General features: G+C 66.9%; 18 protein-coding genes. 6 read left to right on the top strand and 12 right to left on the bottom strand.

Annotation, left to right across the window (positions count from 1 at the left end):
• Positions 1-29: 29 nt before the first annotated feature.
• From ASE88_RS05770 to ASE88_RS05745, 6 genes are all read right to left on the bottom strand, one after another.
• Positions 30-500, bottom strand: coding sequence for a hypothetical protein (locus ASE88_RS05770; RefSeq protein ID WP_055879772.1), 471 nt, complete (start codon positions 498-500; stop codon positions 30-32).
• Complete coding sequence (dut, locus tag ASE88_RS05765; protein WP_055879776.1) at positions 497-934, bottom strand: dUTP diphosphatase; 438 nt, start codon at positions 932-934, stop codon at positions 497-499. Before dut ends, ASE88_RS05770 begins: the two co-directional genes overlap by 4 nt.
• Positions 931-2,118 carry a bifunctional phosphopantothenoylcysteine decarboxylase/phosphopantothenate--cysteine ligase CoaBC gene (coaBC, locus tag ASE88_RS05760; RefSeq protein ID WP_055879779.1) on the bottom strand — a complete coding sequence of 396 codons (1,188 nt, stop codon included), beginning with the start codon at positions 2,116-2,118 and terminating at the stop codon, positions 931-933. The genes dut and coaBC overlap by 4 nt, the downstream gene beginning before the upstream one ends.
• A 10-nt stretch (positions 2,119-2,128) precedes the next feature.
• Complete coding sequence (locus tag ASE88_RS05755; RefSeq protein ID WP_056476558.1) at positions 2,129-3,232, bottom strand: hypothetical protein; 1,104 nt, start codon at positions 3,230-3,232, stop codon at positions 2,129-2,131.
• 25 nt (positions 3,233-3,257) lie between these two features.
• On the bottom strand, positions 3,258-4,793 hold the full coding sequence (gene ubiB, locus ASE88_RS05750) for a 2-polyprenylphenol 6-hydroxylase (RefSeq protein ID WP_055879785.1): 1,536 nt from the start codon (positions 4,791-4,793) through the stop codon (positions 3,258-3,260).
• Positions 4,794-5,058: 265 nt separating this feature from the next.
• Positions 5,059-5,811, bottom strand: coding sequence for a class I SAM-dependent methyltransferase (locus ASE88_RS05745; protein ID WP_056476555.1), 753 nt, complete (start codon positions 5,809-5,811; stop codon positions 5,059-5,061).
• A 56-nt stretch (positions 5,812-5,867) separates the two neighbouring features.
• Here ASE88_RS05745 and mutM point away from each other — a divergent pair, with 56 nt between their 5' ends.
• The 3 genes from mutM to dnaA all read left to right on the top strand — a co-directional run bounded on the left by mutM (position 5,868) and on the right by dnaA (position 9,019).
• Positions 5,868-6,683, top strand: coding sequence for a bifunctional DNA-formamidopyrimidine glycosylase/DNA-(apurinic or apyrimidinic site) lyase (mutM, locus tag ASE88_RS05740; protein ID WP_056476552.1), 816 nt, complete (start codon positions 5,868-5,870; stop codon positions 6,681-6,683).
• A 108-nt stretch (positions 6,684-6,791) separates the two neighbouring features.
• The gene (rpsT, locus tag ASE88_RS05735) at positions 6,792-7,055 is read left to right on the top strand and encodes a 30S ribosomal protein S20 (RefSeq protein WP_031394736.1); all 264 of its coding nucleotides are present in this window, start codon (positions 6,792-6,794) and stop codon (positions 7,053-7,055) included.
• A 437-nt stretch (positions 7,056-7,492) separates the two neighbouring features.
• The gene (gene dnaA / locus ASE88_RS05730; protein ID WP_056477123.1) at positions 7,493-9,019 is read left to right on the top strand and encodes a chromosomal replication initiator protein DnaA; all 1,527 of its coding nucleotides are present in this window, start codon (positions 7,493-7,495) and stop codon (positions 9,017-9,019) included.
• 163 nt (positions 9,020-9,182) lie between these two features.
• Here dnaA and trpS read toward each other — a convergent pair whose 3' ends face one another.
• Genes trpS through secB form a run of 3 tightly spaced genes read right to left on the bottom strand, consistent with a single transcriptional unit; the run spans position 9,183 to position 12,316 of the window.
• Positions 9,183-10,190 (bottom strand): tryptophan--tRNA ligase, encoded by a 1,008-nt coding sequence (gene trpS, locus ASE88_RS05725; RefSeq protein ID WP_056476550.1) that lies wholly within the window; start codon positions 10,188-10,190, stop codon positions 9,183-9,185.
• 9 nt (positions 10,191-10,199) lie between these two features.
• On the bottom strand, positions 10,200-11,765 hold the full coding sequence (gene murJ, locus ASE88_RS05720; RefSeq protein WP_056476548.1) for a murein biosynthesis integral membrane protein MurJ: 1,566 nt from the start codon (positions 11,763-11,765) through the stop codon (positions 10,200-10,202).
• A gap of 26 nt (positions 11,766-11,791) precedes the next feature.
• Positions 11,792-12,316, bottom strand: coding sequence for a protein-export chaperone SecB (gene secB / locus ASE88_RS05715; RefSeq protein ID WP_056476545.1), 525 nt, complete (start codon positions 12,314-12,316; stop codon positions 11,792-11,794).
• A 212-nt stretch (positions 12,317-12,528) separates the two neighbouring features.
• Between secB and ASE88_RS05710 the strand changes: the two genes are divergently transcribed.
• The 3 genes from ASE88_RS05710 to ASE88_RS05700 are packed head-to-tail and all read left to right on the top strand — an operon-like array spanning position 12,529 to position 15,108.
• Complete coding sequence (locus ASE88_RS05710) at positions 12,529-13,128, top strand: Tim44/TimA family putative adaptor protein (protein ID WP_414893435.1); 600 nt, start codon at positions 12,529-12,531, stop codon at positions 13,126-13,128.
• Positions 13,125-14,504, top strand: a complete 1,380-nt coding sequence (locus ASE88_RS05705; RefSeq protein WP_082466317.1) for a murein transglycosylase A — start codon at positions 13,125-13,127, stop codon at positions 14,502-14,504. Before ASE88_RS05710 ends, ASE88_RS05705 begins: the two co-directional genes overlap by 4 nt.
• Positions 14,479-15,108 (top strand): Smr/MutS family protein, encoded by a 630-nt coding sequence (locus ASE88_RS05700; RefSeq protein WP_056477118.1) that lies wholly within the window; start codon positions 14,479-14,481, stop codon positions 15,106-15,108. Before ASE88_RS05705 ends, ASE88_RS05700 begins: the two co-directional genes overlap by 26 nt.
• A gap of 17 nt (positions 15,109-15,125) precedes the next feature.
• Here ASE88_RS05700 and dapE read toward each other — a convergent pair whose 3' ends face one another.
• The 3 genes from dapE to ASE88_RS05685 all read right to left on the bottom strand — a co-directional run bounded on the left by dapE (position 15,126) and on the right by ASE88_RS05685 (position 18,434).
• Positions 15,126-16,289 carry a succinyl-diaminopimelate desuccinylase gene (gene dapE / locus ASE88_RS05695; RefSeq protein ID WP_082466315.1) on the bottom strand — a complete coding sequence of 388 codons (1,164 nt, stop codon included), beginning with the start codon at positions 16,287-16,289 and terminating at the stop codon, positions 15,126-15,128.
• The gene (locus tag ASE88_RS05690) at positions 16,261-16,932 is read right to left on the bottom strand and encodes a glutathione S-transferase (protein ID WP_055879810.1); all 672 of its coding nucleotides are present in this window, start codon (positions 16,930-16,932) and stop codon (positions 16,261-16,263) included. Before ASE88_RS05690 ends, dapE begins: the two co-directional genes overlap by 29 nt.
• Positions 16,933-17,006: 74 nt before the next feature.
• Positions 17,007-18,434: a S41 family peptidase gene (locus ASE88_RS05685; protein WP_082466313.1), complete on the bottom strand. Its 1,428-nt coding sequence runs from the start codon at positions 18,432-18,434 to the stop codon at positions 17,007-17,009.
• Positions 18,435-18,468: the final 34 nt, after the last annotated feature.

Below are 18,468 nucleotides of genomic sequence, written 5' to 3'. Positions count from 1 at the left end.
CAGTTCGTCATCGGACAGCGTCATGCCGGTCAATTGCCCGTCCATGCAAAGGTCATGCTGGTGCGGTACCAGGTATCGCCCTGCGGATCGCCGAGGTCGAGCGAATCGCGTGGCGTCCCGACAAGCACGCCGGCGGCATATTGCTCCACGGTCGGGCAATCGATCGCGCGCGGCGTGACCCGGCGCAACCGGCCCTGCGGCGTCGCGAGCACCGCGAGATCCAGCGTCAGCGTCCAGCCGCTTTCAGTCCGGACCGCCTTGTCGCATCGTCCGGCAAGCACCTCGCCGTGGACATAGGTTGACGTATTCGCCTGCGTCGTCGCGGACCGGCGCATGCGCAGGACGGGCAGCCCGCTCCAGTCCTGCGGGGCCAGCGGGACGCCGGTCGACGGGCCGCCAGAGGACGGAAGGCTCGGGACCGTCGTCGGCGCGGGGATGGGCGGTGTCGTCTGGGCGGTCGTCGCGACAACCTGGAGCAGGGCGAGCAGCGTGGCGATCATCGGCCGGTCGATCCGAAGCCGCCTGCGCCGCGGGCCGTGTCCTCGAGCGCGTCGACTTCACCGACCGACGCGCGCAGCACGATCGCGGGGACGAGCTGCGCGATACGGTCGCCGCGCGCGATCGCGAACGGCGCGTCGCCGAGATTGGCGAGGATCACCTTCACTTCGCCGCGATAGTCGCTGTCGATCGTGCCGGGGGTGTTGAGGCAGGTGACGCCGTGCTTGAGCGCGAGGCCGGAGCGGGGACGGACCTGGACTTCGTGACCCGCGGGAATCGCGATCGCAAAGCCGGTCGCGATCGCGGCGCGCGTGCCGGGGGCTAGCGTCAGCGCTTCGGCGGAAACGACGTCCATGCCCGCGGCGCCATCGGTGGCATAGGCAGGCAAAGGCAGGCCTTCGCCATGCGGCAGGCGTTTGAGTTCGATATGAATCATGGCGCGGCTTCTAGCGCATCGGCGATGCGCTCCGCCAGTCGGGTGGCGACCGCGTTCTTGGGCAGCCGCTCCCAGCTTTCGACGCCGGTTTCGGTCACGAGGTTGACACTGTTGTCCGCGCCGCCCATCACGTCGCCCGACACGTCGTTGGCGACGATCCAGTCGGCGGTCTTGCGCACGCGCTTGGCAACCGCGTGTTCGATGACGCGCTGGGTCTCGGCGGCGAAGCCGATCAGCAGGCGGGGACGGTGCGGGCTGCGCGCCAATGTCGCGAGAATATCGGGGTTTTCCGCCAGCGTCAGGATGGGCGTGGCCTCGCCCTTCTTGATCTTCTGCGGCACCGAATCGACGTGCCAGTCCGCGACCGCGGCGACCATGACCGCGGCATCGGCGGGCAGCGCATGGTCCACCGCGTCCGCCATCTCGCGTGCGGTCTCCACGTCGATCCGGTCGACCGCGGGCGGGGTGGGCAGCGTCACGGGGCCCGCAACCAGAGTCACGCGTGCGCCGAGCCGTGCCAGCGCTGCGGCGATCGCGAAGCCCTGTTTGCCCGACGAACGGTTGGCGATGTAGCGAACCGGGTCGATCGGCTCGTGCGTCGGTCCTGCCGTGACGAGGATATGGCGGCCCGCCAGCCGTTTCGGCGCGGCAGGGGCGAGCATCGCCTCGATCGCGGCGACGATCGCGGGCGGCTCGGGCAGGCGACCGGGGCCGTATTCGCCGCAGGCCATCATCCCCTCGTCGGGCAGCATCACCGTCACGCCGTCGGCGCGCAACTGGGCGACGTTGCGGACCGTCGCGGCATGACTCCACATCCGCACGTTCATCGCCGGCGCGACGAGGACGGGCTTGTCCGTCGCGAGCAGCAGCGTCGTCGCAAGGTCGTTGGCGAGCCCGGCCGTCATACGCGCCATCAGGTCCGCGGTCGCGGGTGCGACGACGATCAGATCCGCCTCGCGGCTGAGCTGGATATGCCCCATCTCGGCCTCGTCCTTAAGATCCCACAGCGTCGTATAGACCTTGTCTTCGCTGAGCGCGGCGAGCGTCATCGGCGTGACGAAATGCTGCGCGGAGTCGGTCATCACGCATCGCACCGCATGACCGCGAGTCTTCAGCAGGCGGATCAGCTCGGCGGCCTTATAGGCAGCGATCCCGCCACCGACGATCAGGAGAATGCGCGTCATGATAGCGTCCCTAGCGGATAATCCGCGTCACGGTAATGCGCCGGCTGTCTTGCGCGGCGTGGACCAGATCGCGCAGGCCGTCGGGAACGAAGACTAGCCCGGTCAGCAACAACGGTGTCGCCAGCAGCGCCCAATGCTGGGTATCCTCGCGTGAGAACACAGCGATCAGCAACGCAGTCAGGACAATCGTCGCAAGCGCCCGAGGAGCGAGCGGATCGCGCCACGTCGCCCAGCCGAACAGCGCCATCCCGATGATCGGCGCGGCAAGCCACCCCGGCATCCAGGCAAGCGCAGGTACAGATGTCGCCGCCGACACGAACGCGCCAAGGCCTAGCCATCCGGTCCAATCGAACAGCCTCGCGTCGAGCGGTCTGACGACCTGCGCCACCGCCTGCGCGTGGACCGCAAGCACGATCACGATGACGAACAATACGGCCGCCCAGCCGAGTGCTTCGCGGCGCCGTTGTTCGACCAACGCGAACGCCAGCATGACGATCGGATAGAGCATAGCGACTGCGCAGATCACCGCGGCCGCCAGCCCCAGGGCGACGGTATCGAGCGGGCGATCGTACCGCCTCACCCCGAGTGACAGCGCAATCGCGAGCCCCGCCCCCAGCTCGGGCAATGGTGCGAACGAGGGCCTCAGCAGCGGTGCCAGGCTGACGAACAGCAGCAGCGCAACCATCGCCCGCGCGCCGCGTGCCTTCAGCGCGGGCTGGACCCGCGCATACCACGTAAACGCCACCGCAGCGGTCAGCAGACAGAGTATCGCCATCGCCACGATATCGGGCAGCGCCGCCTGGATCACCACGGGCGTCGGCAACGCGAACGCGGCGAATGGCGCAAGCGGATAGCCTCCTGCACGCAGCGCCTCCGCCGTTACCGCGTAGTAATTGCCGCCGTGACGAACGCCTTCGACGATCGCGGCGTAGAAGGCGGTATCGGCCTGATCGGGCGACGCGGATAGCCCAGCGATCGTGATTGCTACCATCACCGCGAGAAGCAGCGCCAACGCCGCTAGGACGCCACGAGCGGCCGGTTGGGTCATGTTGGCGAACCGCGACGGCGTTGCCAACCAGATCGGGATCAGCGCGCGCCGCATCGGTTCGGCCAACGCAATAGGCAGGCGCGGCGCAGCGTCACGTCAGACCGAACCAAGTTCCCGCGATGCCGACGAGCGCGGCGACCACCGCCACTACCGCATAGCGCCAGCCGCCGCCGATCCGAATTACTTCGATCTCGCGCAACGGTGGAGTGGGCGGGGCACCGCCCGGGGCAGGATAATGCGCCTCGATCCGGCGGACCAGTTCGGGCAGCCGGGTCAGCGTTTGGAGATCGGCGATCAGCCGGTCGGCGATGATCGCCTCGGGGCCGAGTTCGCCGCGAATCCAGTCACGCACGAACGGTTCCGCGGCTTCCCAGAGGTTAATGTCGGGGTTGAGGCTGGTCGCGACGCCCTCGACCATCACCATCGTCTTCTGCAGCAGCAGCAGATGCGGCTGCGTCACCATGTCGAAATCGCGCGTGATCGAGAACAGGCTGTCGAGCATCATGCCGATCGACATGTCCTTGACTGGCAACCCGCGCATCGGCTCACCGACCGCGCGCAGCGCGGTAGCGAATTCGGCGACGTCGTGATGCGCGGGCACATAGCCCGCCTCGAAATGGATTTCGGCGACACGCTTATAATTGCCCGTGATCAGGCCGTAGAGGATCTCCGCGAGCCAGACGCGTGCGCGCCGGTCGATCCGACCCATGATGCCGAAATCGATCGCGGCGATGCGGTTGCCGGGCAGCGCAAACAGGTTTCCCTGATGCATGTCGGCGTGGAAGAAGCCGTCGGCGATCGCCTGGCGCAGGAACGCGCGGACCAGCGTCTGCGCGAGGCCGGGCAGGTCGTAGCCGGCCTCGACGAGCGCCGGGCGGTTCGACAGCTTGATGCCGTCGATCCACTCGATCGTCATGACCTTGGCGGTCGAGCGCGCCCAGTCGATCGCGGGGATGACGAAATCGGGCTCGGCGGTCATGCCCTCGGCGAGCTCGGACGCGGAGGCGGCTTCGCGGCGGAAGTTGAGTTCGCGCAGCGTCCAGCGCTTGAACGTCTCGATCGTCAGCCGGGGGCGCAGCCGCATCGCCTCGGGGCTGAGCGCCTCGAGCTGGGCGGCGGCCCAGCTATAGGTGTCGATCGCGCGCGCGAAATCATCCTCGACGCCGGGGCGGAGGACCTTGACCGCGACCTGGCGTCCGTCGGTGGTAACCGCGCGGTGGACCTGCGCGATCGACGCGGCGCCGACCGGGATCGGTTCGATGCGCGAGAACAAGGTCTCCAGCGGCTTGCCGAAGCTTGCGAGCATCGCCGCCTCGATCGTCGCGTAGGGGACGGGGGAGAGCTGGTCCTGCAGCCGCAGCAGGTCGTGCGCCGCGTCCTCGCCGACGAGATCGGGGCGCGTGGCGAGCGTCTGACCGAGCTTGATCGCAGCGGGGCCGATCGCCTGGAACGCATCGGCATAGCGCGGCACGGCAGGCACGCGCGCGCCGAACCGGGCGATCCGCGCAAGCCGACGGACGGGCGCCGGCGTGTTAGGATCGCGCTCGATCCCGCGCAGCGCGCCGTGGCGAGCGAGGATGCGGCCCCATTTTAGGAGCCGCCAGACGTGGGTGGTCGAGGCGGTCACAGGCTGGGCGCACCCGAACGATAGATTGGTTCACGCGAGGGCGTGAAGCCTGTCCTGAGCTGCGCCGAAGGGGCGCGAAGAGAGGTTAGAATGGGTTCGCGCGGAGGCGCGGAGGCGCGGAGGGGGTGCGCCTCGCCGCGGCTGCTGCTCTTCATCGCCGACGAAGGGTGAGTAATGCGCTGTCGCGCGGACGCCAACCTTGCTCTCCGCGTCTCCGCGTCTCCGCGTGAACCCCTCTTCGCGTCTTCGCGCCTTCGCGTGATCACTAAATCTTCCAGCCCGAGTGAATCGCGACCAGACCGCCCAATAGCGGCTCGACCTTGGTCTGCACGAAGCCCGCATCCGCGATCATGCCCTTGAAGTTGGGCATGTCCGGGAAGCGGCGGATCGACTCGATCAGATAGCGATAGCTGTCGGTGTCCTGCGCGAGCAGCTGGCCGAGCTTCGGGACCATCTTGTGCGAATAGGCGTCATAGACCTCGGCAAAACCCGGCCACACCGTCGTCGAGAATTCGAGACAGTAGAATCGCCCACCACGCCGCAGGACGCGGTGCGCCTCACGCAGCGCCTTGGGGATGTCGGTCACGTTCCGGATCCCGAACGCGATCGTGTACGCATCGAAGAACCGGTCGGGGAAGGACAGTGTCTCGGCGTTCGCTTCGGTCCACACCAAGCCGTCGAGACCGCGCTTCTGCGCGCGCTCCATGCCGACTTCGAGCATCTGCGGGTTGATGTCGGCGACCGTGATCGACGCGCCCGACGGCTCCATGCGGAACGCGATGTCGCCCGTGCCGCCCGCCATGTCGAGAATCTGCTCGCCCTCACGCGGTTTCACGCGGCGCACGAAGCGATCCTTCCACAGCCGGTGCATGCCACCCGACATCGCATCGTTCATAAGGTCGTATTTGCCCGCGACGTTGGAGAAGACACCGCCGACGCGCGCGGTCTTCTCGGTGGCGGGGATGTCTTCGTAGCCGAAGGAGACGGTGTCTGGTGCCGGAGCGATGGGGACGTTCATGCCCAGCGCTCTAGCCGCGCCTTGTGGCGCGAGCAAATGCAACCTAGCTGCAAACCGTGCCAGAATTACCAGAAGTCGAAACCACCGTGCGCGGGCTGGAGCCCGTACTGATAGGCCAGCGCCTGACCTCAGTCGAACCGCGCCGCGCCGACCTGCGCAAGGCGATCCCGGTCGACCTGCGCCAGCGGATGACCGGGGCGACCGTCACCGCGCTCGGGCGGCGCGCGAAATACGGGCTGATCGACACCGATCGCGGTGATACGCTCATCTTCCACCTCGGCATGTCGGGGCGCTGGCGAGTTGATCCGAGCGAGCTGCTGCCGCACGATCATCTGCTGATCGGCACGGAGGCGGGTCGGGTCGTCGCGCTCAACGATCCGCGGCGATTCGGCTTCCTCGATCTCAGGGCGACCGATGACATCGCCCGGTATCCCCCGTTCCTCATCATGGGACCGGAGCCGCTCGGGCCCGGGCTGACCGGAGCGTATCTGCTCGAAGCGCTCGAAGGGCGCGGCGCGTCGATCAAGGCGATGCTGCTCGACCAGCGAATCGTCGCCGGGCTCGGCAACATTTATGTGTGCGAGGCGCTGCACATGGCAAAGATTGCACCGAGCAGGGCGGCAGGGCGGATCTCGCTGTTTCGACTCGAGCGACTCGTCGAGGCGATTCGCACGGTGCTGACCGCCGCGATCCTGGCTGGCGGCTCGTCGCTGCGCGATTACGTGCGCCCCGACGGCGAACTCGGCTATTTCTCGAAGCAATGGCGCGTCTATGGTCGCGAAGGCGAAGCGTGCGACTGCGGCGCTACGGTCAAGCGGCGCACGGAGGGTGGGCGCTCGACCTTCTGGTGCCCGCGTTGCCAGAAAGGCTGAGCGAAGTCGGTTGACGATTCGGCTCGGAGTGGCTAGGGCCGCGGCTTCGAGAGGGCGTAGGAGCAATCCGGCGCCCCTTTTTATTCATTCGAACATCCAGAGGGCTTCATGGCGAACACGCCGCAGGCGAAAAAGCGTATCCGTCGCAACGACCGTCGCGCGGAAGTGAACGGCAACCGCGTCGGCCGTATCCGTACCTTCATCAAGAAGGTCGAAGCAGCACTTGCTTCGGGCGACAAGGGCGCAGCGACCACCGCACTGGCCGCGGCACAGCCTGAGCTGCAGCGTGGCGTCGCCAAGGGCGTGCTGCACAAGAACACCGCGAGCCGCAAGTTCGCGCGTCTGACCAAGGCCGTCACCGGGCTCGCATAAGCGAGCGTCCAAGGTATCGGCATCGTCGAAGCGGATCACCCGCCGGGCATCCCCGGCGGGTTTTTTGCGTCTGCGAACATAACCCAGGATAAGTTGGCGGAATCCGAGGATTCCCCACGATTCGAGTGGTGCGCAATTCCGTCATGACAAGATCAGATTCGCAAAAAATACGTAAACACAGCGACTTATAAAAATATCGACGCATTTCCGCGGCTTGATCAAGTCAACCCGCTTTATTTCGAAAATGTGACGTATCCAGGCCTTGCTCGGATCGCCGATCGCTTCATAACGGGGTCACAGCGACGGTGGTTTCCACCGCTGCATCATACAAACAGGGCGAAGATGCCGGATGACCCTTGGGGTCGTCGGGGGGACCATTTTCTGTCGAAACTATATCACCAGCGCGATGCGTCGCGCGGGGTCGAGGAAGTGTGCGCGTGACGAAGTGGCAAGGATCTGTGACGCACGCGACCGAGGCCGAGAAGGCCTGGGCCCGCGTTCGGACGTCCTTACGCGAGTCTGCTGGCACACGGCTGTTCGAGCAGTGGCTCAAGCCGATCGAACTCATCCGGGGTGAGGATCGCGACACGATCCGCCTCGCGCTACCCTCGGCGTTCATGACGAACTGGGTCCGCAATCACTATGCGGATCGACTCGCGCTCGAATTCAAGCAGATCCTGCCGAACGTCCGTACGGTGCAGATCGAGACCCGCGCACCAGGCCGCGCGCCTGTCGTGCTGGCGATCGAAACCATGCCCGTACCGGACCTGACCGTATCGACCCCCGTACCTGCCCCGATACCTGCAGGCGCCGTCGCGGCGCCGGCGGTGGAGCCTGCACCGCCGCCCGTCCAGACATCGATGAAGTTCGGTGTTGACCCATCGCTAAAGCCCGCGCCTGCGGTCGTCGCGGCACCCGTGCCGGTTGGCGTACCTGCCGAGCGTCCGCCGCTCGACCCGCGGTATACGTTCGCGCGATTCGTCGTCGATCCATCGAACAAGGTGGCGTTCAACGCGGCCAAGGTGCTCGCCGAGCCCGGCCCGGTGCGGTTTAGCCCGCTATTCCTTCATAGCGGCACGGGGCAGGGCAAGACCCACCTCATGCACGCGATCGGCCATGCGTTCCTCGAGCATAATCCGCACGCAATCGTGCTGTGCATGTCCGCTGAGCGCTTCATGTATGATTTCGTCGCGTCGATGCGCGCGCGCGATACGCATGCGTTCAAGCAGCGGCTGCGCGGCGCCGACCTGCTGCTGATCGACGATCTCCAGTTCATCGCCGGCAAGGACGCGACGCAGGAAGAATTCTTCCACACGGTCAACGAGATCATGGCTGCGGGCAAGCGGCTGGTGATCTCCGCCGATCGCTGCCCACAGGCGCTGGAGGGCGTCGAGGCGCGGATCGTCAGCCGGATGGCGGTGGGGCTGGTCGCGGACATCAAGGCGCCCGACCTCGTGCTGCGCCGGACGATCCTCGACCGCAAGCTGGTCGACCTCCCCGACATGCGCGTGCCGACCGACGTGCTCGACCTGCTCGCCAGCCGGATCCATGCGAACATCCGCGAGCTGGAAGGCGCGCTCAACCGCGTCGTGGCGTATGCGCAGCTGACCGGGGATACGATCGATCTCGACTTCGCGGTCGCCACGCTCGGCGAGGTCCTGCGCGGTGCGCAGAAGCGGGTGACGATCGACGAGATCCAGAAATTGGTGTCGGCGCATTTCGAGCTGAAGCCGCTCGACCTGATCTCGGCGCGGCGCGCGCGCGCGGTGGCGCGGCCGCGGCAGATCGCGATGTATCTGGCCAAGCGGCTGACGACTCGCTCGCTGCCCGAGATCGGGCGCAAGTTCGGCGGGCGCGATCACTCGACGGTGATCCATGCGGTGCGCAAGATCGAGGAACTGCGCGATTCGGACCGCGATATCGATGCCGCGGTGCGCGTGCTGATGCGCGAGCTCGAGGGCTAAGGTCCTTAGCGACGGCCGTCATATCGGCGCGCGCCAAGCAGCGTCCGTCATCCTGACGAACGTCAGGACCCAGAGCCACAGAGTTTGACGTCCGTAACCCAGGGTCCTGACTTTCGTCAGGATGACGGCAGGGAGTTCAGGACGACGGCGCGGCGCGTGTCGCTCAAACCTGCAACCCCATCGCCTCCTGCGTCTGCTTCAGCACCGATGCCGCCAGCGCGCGCGCCTTTTCCGCACCCGCCTGCAACACCGCCGTCACCGCCGCGCGATCGTCGAGCAGGCGGACCATCTCGTCGCGGATCGGCCCGAGCTTGGCCACTGCGAGATCCGCCAGCGCGGGCTTGAACGCGCCGAAGCCCTTGCCGCCAAATTCGTTCAGCACGCTCGCCACGTCGGTATCCGCGAGCGCCGCGTAGATCGTCAGCAGGTTGCGCGCCTCGGCCCGGTCGCCGAGTTCGTCGACGGTGGCGGGCAGCAGGTCGGGATCGGTCTTGGCCTTGCGGAACTTGTCGGCGATCGTGTCGTCGCTGTCGATCAGCTTGACCACCGACTGTTCGGACGGGTTGGACTTCGACATCTTGGCCGACGCATCGCGCAAGCTCATGACGCGCGGCGCGGCCTTGCTGATCAGCGGCGCAGGCAGTGTGAACAGCTCGACGCCATAATCGCCGTTAAACTTGGTCGCGATGTCGCGCGCGAGCTCGAGATGCTGCTTCTGGTCCTCGCCGACGGGCACGTGAGTCGCGTTGTAGAGCAGCACGTCGGCGGCCATGAGCACCGGGTAATCATAGAGCCCGACGCTTGCGCCCTCGCGGTTCTTGCCGGCCTTGTCCTTGAACTGCGTCATGCGGTTCAGCCAGCCGACGCGCGCGACGGTGTTGAGCAGCCACGCCATTTCGCTGTGCGCTGGCACGCGCGCCTGGTTGAACAGGATCGACTTCGCGGGATCGATGCCCGCCGCGATCATCGTCGCAGCGACCTCGATCGTGTGCGCCGACAGCTCGGCCGGCGCGATCCATTCGGTCGGGGCATGAAGATCGGCGATGAAGAACATCGATTCTCCGCCCTGCGCCACGACGTCGTCCTGCAGCGTCACCCACTGCTTCACCGCCCCCAGGTAATTGCCGAGATGGAGATTACCGGTGGGCTTGATGCCGGAGACGACGCGCATGGGGAAACCTTACTTGGAACGACGCAGAAGCGTGGAAATGTCGCCCAACCGGAACGCGCCGGTGAGCAATGTCGCGATCGCATAGACGACGCCGCCGGTCGCGACCAGCACCAGCATCGCCCCCCAGCGCTCGACGCTGCTGCCCGTCACGAACGGCTGGAACAGGTCGTTGAGGAAATACATCACGCCGCCCATGATCAGCGCGGCGACCACCAGCCGCCACGTCCGCCGCACCAGACGCGCATCGGGCGTGAAATGGCCACGGCGAACGAGCGTGCGATAGAGCATCGCGACGTTGACCGTGCTCGCGATCGCGGTGGCCAGCGGCGGGCCCATATGGCCGAGCGGCTTGATGAAGGCGAGGTTGAGGACGAGATTCACGACCATCGACATCGTCGCATAGCGCACCGGCGTCTTCGTGTCGGAGCGCGCATAATAGCCCGGCGTCAGCACCTTCACGAGAATATAGGACGGCAGCCCGATCGAGAAGGCGGCGAGCGCCTGCGCGGTCAGCACGCTGTCGTCGAGCGCGAACTTGCCGTGCTGGAACAGCGCGCCGACGATCGGCACGCCGCACACGATCAGCGCGACCGTAGCGGGAAGCGTCAGGAACAGCGCGAGCTCCATGCCGCGGTTCTGCGTCGCCATCGCCTCCGCCTCCTCGCCACGGCCGAGCTGGCGCGAGATGGTGGGGAGCAGGACGGTGCCGAGACCGATCCCGATCAGCCCGAGCGGCAACTGGTTCAGCCGGTCGGCGAAATAAATGTACGACACCGAGCCCGCAGGCAGGAGTGCGGCGGCGAGCGCGGTTGAGACGACGAGGTTGATCTGCACCGCGCCCGCGCCGGCCGCAGCCGGCCAGATCAGCGACATCAGCTTCTTCACGTCGGGGTTGAGCTGCGGGCGCTTGAGGCGGAGCGAGACGCCCGACTTACGGCAGGCCCAGATCAACCAGCCGAGCTGCAGCGCACCTGATACGGTGACCGCGATAGCTTGGTTGCGCGCGGTCAACAGCGGCTGGTGATCATGGAACAGCAGCAGCGCAGCGATCAGCGTCGCGTTCAGCAGGATCGGCGCCGCGGCGTTGATCCAGAATTTGTGCAGCGAATTCAGGATGCCGCCAAGCAGCGAGACAAGGCTGATCAGCAGCAGATAGGGCAGGGTGATCCGCGAGAGATGGACGACATAGTCGAACCGCTCCGCGCTCGCCCCGTTGAACCCGAAGGTCAGAAGCCAGGTGACGGGCCATGCCGCGATTTCCAGCAGCACCGTCATCACGATCAGAGTCGGCAGGAGCGCGGACAGCGCGTCCTCGGCGAAGGCGATGCCGTCGGGCAGGCCACGACCGTTCTTGTCGCCGACCTTCCGATTGAACATCGGAATGAACGCGGCGGCAAACGCGCCCTCGGCGAAGAGGGCGCGGAACATGTTGGGGAGGCGGAACGCGATCAGGAACGCGTCGGACGCGAACCCGGCACCGACGAACCGCGCGAACAGCGAATCGCGCACCAACCCCAGGACTCGGCTGGCGAGCGTCAGCCCGCCGACCGATCCCAGCGCCTTGGTCAGGTTCATTTAAATTGCGCTCCGCCCCCGGTCGTTCAGGCCTGGCCGAAATCGCCGACGTTCGGCTGGATGCCCTGCTGCTCCGACTGAGTCAGGTACAGCTGGCCGAAATCGATTGGCTCGAGCAGCAGCGGCGGGAAGCCGCCGTCACGCACCGCATCCGACAGCACGCGGCGTGCGAACGGGAACAGCAGGCGCGGGGCCTCGCCCAGCAGGAACGGCTGGACATGCTCGGCGGGAATGTTGCGCAGCCCGAAGAGGCCTGCGTACGACAGGTCGACGATAAACGCGACCTGGCCCTCGGTCTCGGCGCGAACGTCGATCTTGAGCACGACCTCGTGCACCTCGTCGCCGACCTGCGCCGCACCGATGTTGAACTGCACGTCGATCGCCGGCGGGGTCTGGTTCTGGTAGACCGCAGGCGCGTTCGGGTTCTCGAACGACAGATCCTTGACGTATTGCGAGATCAGGCCGGCCGCGGGGATCGTGTCCTCGCCGTTGGCAAGCGCCTGGTCGCCCATCTGGTCGGGCGCGGTCACGCCATTGTCCTGATCATCCATTCGTCGTGTCCTTGCGAAGAAGCGTGAAATAGGGACCGAAGCGGCACGCTTGCGCGTTCATATCGGTCAGGTGGGTGCGAGTAGCAGTGCCGACCGGGCGTTTCAACGGGCCCGGGTTTGAATAAGCGCAGCTTTGGCCTATGTTAGCCCGAAGATCGGAGGCACGGTTGTTTTACGTAGTTCTTCTCGCGATGGTTGCAGGCTTCTTGGCGATGCGACTGTATAGCGTGCTCGGCAAGCGGACAGGGCATGAACAGCCCTTGCCGCGTACGGCCGAGGACCGCCCCGCGCTCGCCGCCGTTCCGCGAACGGTCGACGCGACGCCCGAGCCACGCGAAGTCGTCAGCCGCAATATCGAGCCGCGCGCCGAAGCCGGCCTGCGCGCGATCGTCGCCGCCGAATCCGGGTTCGACGTCAACCAGTTCCTCGAAGGCGCGCAAGGCGCCTATCGGATGGTGCTCGAGGCGTTCTGGAAGGGTGACGAGGACGAACTCGGCTATCTCGCCGAGGACGACGTCCGCGCCGCCTTTGCCGAGGCGATCGCGGCGCGTGTCGCCGCGGGCGAAGTGCTCGACAATCGCCTCGTCTCGATCGAGCGCGCGGTGATTGCCGATGCGAGCGTGTCGGGCCGCGATGCGCGGATCACCGTACGCTTCGATGCGGACATCGCGGCGGTGACGCGCGACGGCGAGGGCAACGTCCTGGCCGGATCGCTGACCGACGCGGTCGAGACGCACGACGTCTGGACCTTCGCACGGACGCTCAAGAGCAGCGATCCGAACTGGAAGCTCGCCGACACCGACGAGGCGTGATCGTGCAGTTCAGGGGCCGCGCGCTCGGGGGCCTCGGTCTCTCGCTACTGGTGAGCGCGTGCGTCGGCGGTGTCGAGCCGCCACGCTCGGGCCCTGCGCCCGTCGATCGCGGCGGCACTACAGCGAGCGATACGCCGCGAGAGCCGGTGCGCGTCCATCCCTCGCGCGATACGGGCGCTTCGCCCAATATCCGCGGGATCCAGATGCCCGCGCGGATTGTCGGCGCGGTGCCGATGCTCCCGGTTCCTGTGATCGCCCCGACTGCGCCGGTCAACGCGGCCGCCGCGGGCGTGATCGCTGGCCCGGCGATCGCGAGCCTCCCGATCGACGAGACGCAGGCGCAGTCGGCGTTGTCCGCGTTCGTGACCAGCTGCCCGTCGCTGGTCCGGCGTATCGATACGTCCGGTCTCACGCGTGGCGCCGATTGGCAGCCCGCATGCACCGCGGCGGCCTCGGTCCCTCGCGGCGGTGCGCGCGTCTTTTTCAACCAGTGGTTCGAGGCGGCGCAGGTCGGCGACGGCAAGGCGTTCGCGACGGGCTATTACGAGCCGGAGATTGCAGGCTCGCTCGAGCGGCGTGAGGGCTATACACCGATCTACGGCCGGCCGAACGACCTGATCGATGTCGATCTCGGCGCGTTCTCGACCAGCTTGAGGGGCAAGAAGGTCCGCGGTCGTGTCGATCGCAGCAACCTGGTGCCCTATTATGATCGTACCGCGATCGAGCAGGGCGCGATCGACGGCCGTGCACCGATCCTGGCCTGGGCGCGCGATCCGGTCGAGCTGTTCTTCCTCCAGATTCAGGGCTCGGGCCGGTTGCGCCTGCCCGATGGCGAGATCCTGCGGATCGGCTATGCGACGCAGAACGGCCGCGATTATACCGGCATCGGCGCGCTGATGAAGTCGCGCGGGTTGCTGCAACCCGGGCAGACCTCGATGCAGGGGATCGTCGCGTGGTTGCACGCGCACCCCACCGAGGGCCAGGCGATCATGCGCGAGAACAAGAGCTTCGTGTTCTTCCGCGAACTGGAGGGGGCACCGCTGGGCGCGCTCGGGCTGCCCGTGACCGGTCAGGTCAGCGCTGCGGCCGACGGCAAGTTCGTGCCGCTCGGCGCGCCCGTGTTCCTCTCGCTCGACCGGCAGGACGCAAGCGGGATGTGGGTCGCGCAGGATACCGGCGGCGCGATCAAGGGCAGCAACCGCTTCGATACGTTCTGGGGCGCGGGCCCCGCCGCGGAGTCGACCGCGGGCGGCATGGCCGGGCGCGGTACCGCGTTCCTGCTGCTGCCGATCGGTACCGTGCAGCGGCTCAACGGCCAGCGGTTCAACGGTCTAGCGAATGGGGCGCAAGATGGCGGGCCGACCGCTCAACCCTGACGAAGCGCAGCTCTGGGCGCGCGTGATGGCGAGCGTCCGGCCGATGCGCGTCGTCGCGATCCGTATTCCGGACCGCGCGCCGCCGTTGCCGCCACCGCCAAAGCCGCTGATCGGGCCCAACGGGAAAATCATCCCGCCACCGCCCGCGCCGATGGGCCGGGTCAAGCCGCTCGTCCGGACGGTCGTCACGCCGTTCGCCAGCCGACCCGGCGCAAAGCCGGCTGTCGCGTCGCGACCGGTCGCCAAGCCCATTACCGCGAACACGCTCGACGGCGGTTGGGACAAGCGGCTTACCCGCGGTGTGGTTAGCCCCGACAGTTCGATCGATCTGCACGGGCATACGCTGGCATCGGCGCATGCGATGCTCGATGTCGGGCTGGGCCGGGCGATCGCGCGCGGTGATCGCGTGCTGTTGCTGGTGACGGGCAAGCCGCCACGGCCAGAGAGCGAGCGCCCGCATGCCCGCGGTGCCATCCGCTCGGCGGTGACGGACTGGCTGGCGGGCTCGCGTCACGCGGACTCGATCGCCGCCGTCCGTGGCGCGCATCCGCGCCACGGCGGGCAGGGGGCCTTGTACATCGTCCTGCGCCGCGGGCGGGAGTAGCACGCGGCCAAGCGAGGCTAACGCAGCGCCCTTGCGATCACGTTCGCATAGATATCCGTCAGCGTCAGCAGATCCGTGACCGCGACCGCTTCGTCGACCTTGTGCATCGTCGCGTTGATCAGTCCGAACTCGACCACCGGGCACAGCTTCGACAGGAACCGCGCGTCTGAGGTGCCACCGGTGGTCGAAAGCGTCGGCGTGACCCCGGTCGCCGCGACAATCGCCTCCGACAGCAGAGTCGAAAACGCCCCCGGCTCGGTCAGGAACGCCTCGCCCGAGACTTTGCCCCTCACCACCGCACCCGGCGCGTGGCGCTCCGCGATACCGCGGATCCGAGCAATCAGATCCGCCCCGCGATGGCGATCGTTGAACCTGATGCTGAGCCGCGCCGAGGCCTGCGCCGGAATGACGTTATGCGCAGGGTTGCCGACCGTGATGTCGGTGACCTCGATATTCGACGGCTGGAACCAGTCGGTCCCCTCGTCGAGCACGACGGTCTCGATCTCGGCGAGGATCGCGATCAGTCGCGGGATCGGATTGTCGGCGAGATGCGGGTAGGCGACATGCCCCTGCCGCCCCGGCACGTCGATCCAGATGTTGACCGAGCCGCGTCGCCCGATCTTCACCATGTCGCCGAGCCGTTCGGTCGAGGTCGGTTCGCCGACCAGACACAGCTCGGGTACGATCCCGCGCGCGGCCATCCGCTCCATCAGCGCGACGGTGCCGAACGTAGCCGGCCCCTCCTCGTCGCCGGTGATGATCAGCGACAGCGTGCCCGTGTCGGCATCGCTCCGGCTAGCGGCGGCGACGAACGCCGCGACCGCGCCCTTCATGTCGACCGCACCACGTCCGTACAGCAGCCCGCCGCTGACCTCACCGGACCAGGGCGATCCGGTCCAGCCCTCACCGGGCGGCACGACGTCGACATGCCCGGCAAACGCCAGATGCCGCGGGCCGTCACCGCGCGTGGCGAGCAGATTCTCGACCGGGCCGTCCGGTGCCTCTCCGACCACGAACCGGTCGACCGCGAAGCCGATCGGCACGAGCGCCGCTTCCAGCACGTCGAAGACCGTTCCACGCGCGGGGGTGACACTGTCCGCGCGCAACAGCGCCTGGGTCAGGTGAACGGGGTCGATCACGCCGCGGTCGCGATCAGGCGGGTGTCGCGACCGGCTGCTCATATTGCTCGAGCACCCATTCCTCTTCCTGCGCGGACGCGATCCAGTCCTGCATGAAGGGATGTTCGAACATGGCCTGCATATAGCCGGCGGCAAAGCGCGCGATCGGCAGCTGGTAGGTGACGATCCGCGTGACGACCGGCGCGAACATGATGTCTGCGGCACCGAACTGCCCGAACAGGAAATCGCCGCCGCCGCCGAAGCGTGCGCGCGCCTGTGCCCAGATCTCCATGATCCGCTGCAATTCGGCGAGCACGTCGTCATCGGGCGTGCGCGCGGGGAACACCTGCCGCACGTTCATGCTGTGCTTGCGGCGCAGCGCGGCAAAGCTCGAATGCATCTCCGCCGCCATCGATCGCGCCATCGCGCGCGCGGCATTGTCCTCGGGCCAGAACCGCTCGCGCCCGACCTTGTCGGAGAGGTAGTCGACGATCGCTAAGCTGTCCCACACTACCGCGTCGCCGTCCCACAGGATCGGCACCTTGCCCGACGACGGTGCGAACTCGTCGCCCGCGCGGCGCTTTTCCCAATCGGCGTCGTACATCGGCACGACCACCTCCTCGAACGGCAGCCCCGCCTGCTTGCACGCGAGCCAGCCGCGCAGCGACCAAGAGGAATAAGCTTTGTTGCCGATGATCAGTTTCATGTGCGCGGTGCTAGGCCAGGGGGCGACAAGAGGCAATCGCCCCGCTCATATCTCCGCTGCACGGCGTGCACGGGTCAGAACAGCCCCGGCACGTCGCGCTGCGCGGTGCCCGGACGATCCGGGATCAGCAGGTCTTGCCGCGTGGTGGACGTGCGCAGCGAGCGGGCGCTCGCATCGCCCGTGATCGGCGTGCAGCTGCGCCCCGCGAGGAAGTTGAGCGCCTGCCGCGTGGAGGATTCGAGCGGATCGCCCAGCTGGTAGGCGATCTCGTCCGACGCCTGGCACGACGCCTCGACGGTGCTCACCAGCCCGTCATAATAATTGCCGTTGCGTGCCGCATTTTGCGTCGCCAGCGCCACCACGCGCAGGCGATCGTCGCATGCATCCTTGTCGAGCGCGATCTGGCCGACCGGCTTGCCATACGTGTTGGTGCCGATCAGCCCGGCATTGGTGTGCAAATACGGTGTGAACGCGTTGATCACCAGTTCGCTCGCCGATGCCGTGCCGCCAGTGCCGATGAACGCGATCCGTGTCGGCGCGATCGATTCGGCCTGGGGCGCGAAGAACCGGGTGGTGTTGTTCGATGCCTTCTCGGTACGGAACGTCACATAGTCGAAGACCTCTGACGTCGATCGCGCCCCGCCGAGCAGGTCGCCGAGATATTCCGCAGTCTCGATCAGCCCCCCGCCATTGTAGCGCAGATCGATAATCACGCGGGTGACGCCTTTCGCGCGGAAATCGGCGAAGGCGGTCTTCAGCGCTGGTTCGGCGGTCTTGATGAACGTCCGCAGATTGATGTAGCCGACGCTCTGGCCGCCATCCTGAATGATCTTCGCTCCGTAGCGGGTCGATATCGGCAGCAGCGAGAAATCGCTCTTGGTCACGGTAACGGTACGCGTGCCCGCCGCGTCGTTGATCTGCATCACGCGCGCGGTGCCGACCGTATCGGGGCCAAGCGCGGTGGTGAGCCCGGCCGTCCCCTCGGCGGCGATGATCGCGCTGACGGTGCGTAGATTCGCCGACGTCGTACCGATGGCCACAATCTCGGTACCGCGATCGATTCCCGCCGCGAGCCCGGGCGCGCCTTCGAACGCTTCCGCCGCGAACAGCCGGCGGCCGGTCTGGTCCAATGCGAACCGCAGTCCGAAGCCTGCGCTCGAGCCGGACGCGTAATAGGCGTCCTCTTCCTTGATCGAGGTAAGATAGGTGAAGAAGCGGTCCTTGCGCTGCGCCCGCGCGGTGGCGGTGAGTGCGTCGATATAGTCGTCGACCGTCGTGTAGGATGCGGGGCTCAGCGTGGCGGGCAGCGTATCCGGGAATAGGTACCATTCGCGCAACTGCGACGCGGCCCAGTCCTGACGCTCACGCAGAGAACAGCCCGTCGAAGCAGTTGGCGTCGGCGACGGGGTACTGCCGCCCGTCGATACCTTGCTGCTGTCGCTTCCCCCGCAGCCCGACAGCATGGCAACCATAGCCAGAATCGCCCCTGCACGCTTACGCATTTACGCACTCCCCTTTTGCGAGAAGCTACGAAGT

It is taken from the genome of Sphingomonas sp. Leaf38 (genome assembly GCF_001421825.1).
Lineage (GTDB): Bacteria > Pseudomonadota > Alphaproteobacteria > Sphingomonadales > Sphingomonadaceae > Sphingomonas.
This window is presented reverse-complemented; position numbering and strand designations above follow the sequence as displayed.

What these genes read in the sequence shown, in the direction of transcription:
- ASE88_RS05770 (WP_055879772.1), bottom strand. Translation starts at nt 500, where the DNA reads ATGATCGCCACGCTGCTCGCCCTGCTCCAGGTTGTCGCGACGACCGCC.
- dut (WP_055879776.1), bottom strand. Translation starts at nt 934, where the DNA reads ATGATTCATATCGAACTCAAACGCCTGCCGCATGGCGAAGGCCTGCCT.
- ASE88_RS05710 (WP_414893435.1), top strand. Translation starts at nt 12,529, where the DNA reads ATGCGACTGTATAGCGTGCTCGGCAAGCGGACAGGGCATGAACAGCCC.
- rpsT (WP_031394736.1), top strand. Translation starts at nt 6,792, where the DNA reads ATGGCGAACACGCCGCAGGCGAAAAAGCGTATCCGTCGCAACGACCGT.
- ASE88_RS05690 (WP_055879810.1), bottom strand. Translation starts at nt 16,932, where the DNA reads ATGAAACTGATCATCGGCAACAAAGCTTATTCCTCTTGGTCGCTGCGC.
- trpS (WP_056476550.1), bottom strand. Translation starts at nt 10,190, where the DNA reads ATGCGCGTCGTCTCCGGCATCAAGCCCACCGGTAATCTCCATCTCGGC.
- coaBC (WP_055879779.1), bottom strand. Translation starts at nt 2,118, where the DNA reads ATGACGCGCATTCTCCTGATCGTCGGTGGCGGGATCGCTGCCTATAAG.
- secB (WP_056476545.1), bottom strand. Translation starts at nt 12,316, where the DNA reads ATGGATGATCAGGACAATGGCGTGACCGCGCCCGACCAGATGGGCGAC.
- dapE (WP_082466315.1), bottom strand. Translation starts at nt 16,289, where the DNA reads ATGAGCAGCCGGTCGCGACACCCGCCTGATCGCGACCGCGGCGTGATC.
- ASE88_RS05685 (WP_082466313.1), bottom strand. Translation starts at nt 18,434, where the DNA reads ATGCGTAAGCGTGCAGGGGCGATTCTGGCTATGGTTGCCATGCTGTCG.
- ASE88_RS05700 (WP_056477118.1), top strand. Translation starts at nt 14,479, where the DNA reads ATGGCGGGCCGACCGCTCAACCCTGACGAAGCGCAGCTCTGGGCGCGC.
- murJ (WP_056476548.1), bottom strand. Translation starts at nt 11,765, where the DNA reads ATGAACCTGACCAAGGCGCTGGGATCGGTCGGCGGGCTGACGCTCGCC.
- ASE88_RS05745 (WP_056476555.1), bottom strand. Translation starts at nt 5,811, where the DNA reads ATGAACGTCCCCATCGCTCCGGCACCAGACACCGTCTCCTTCGGCTAC.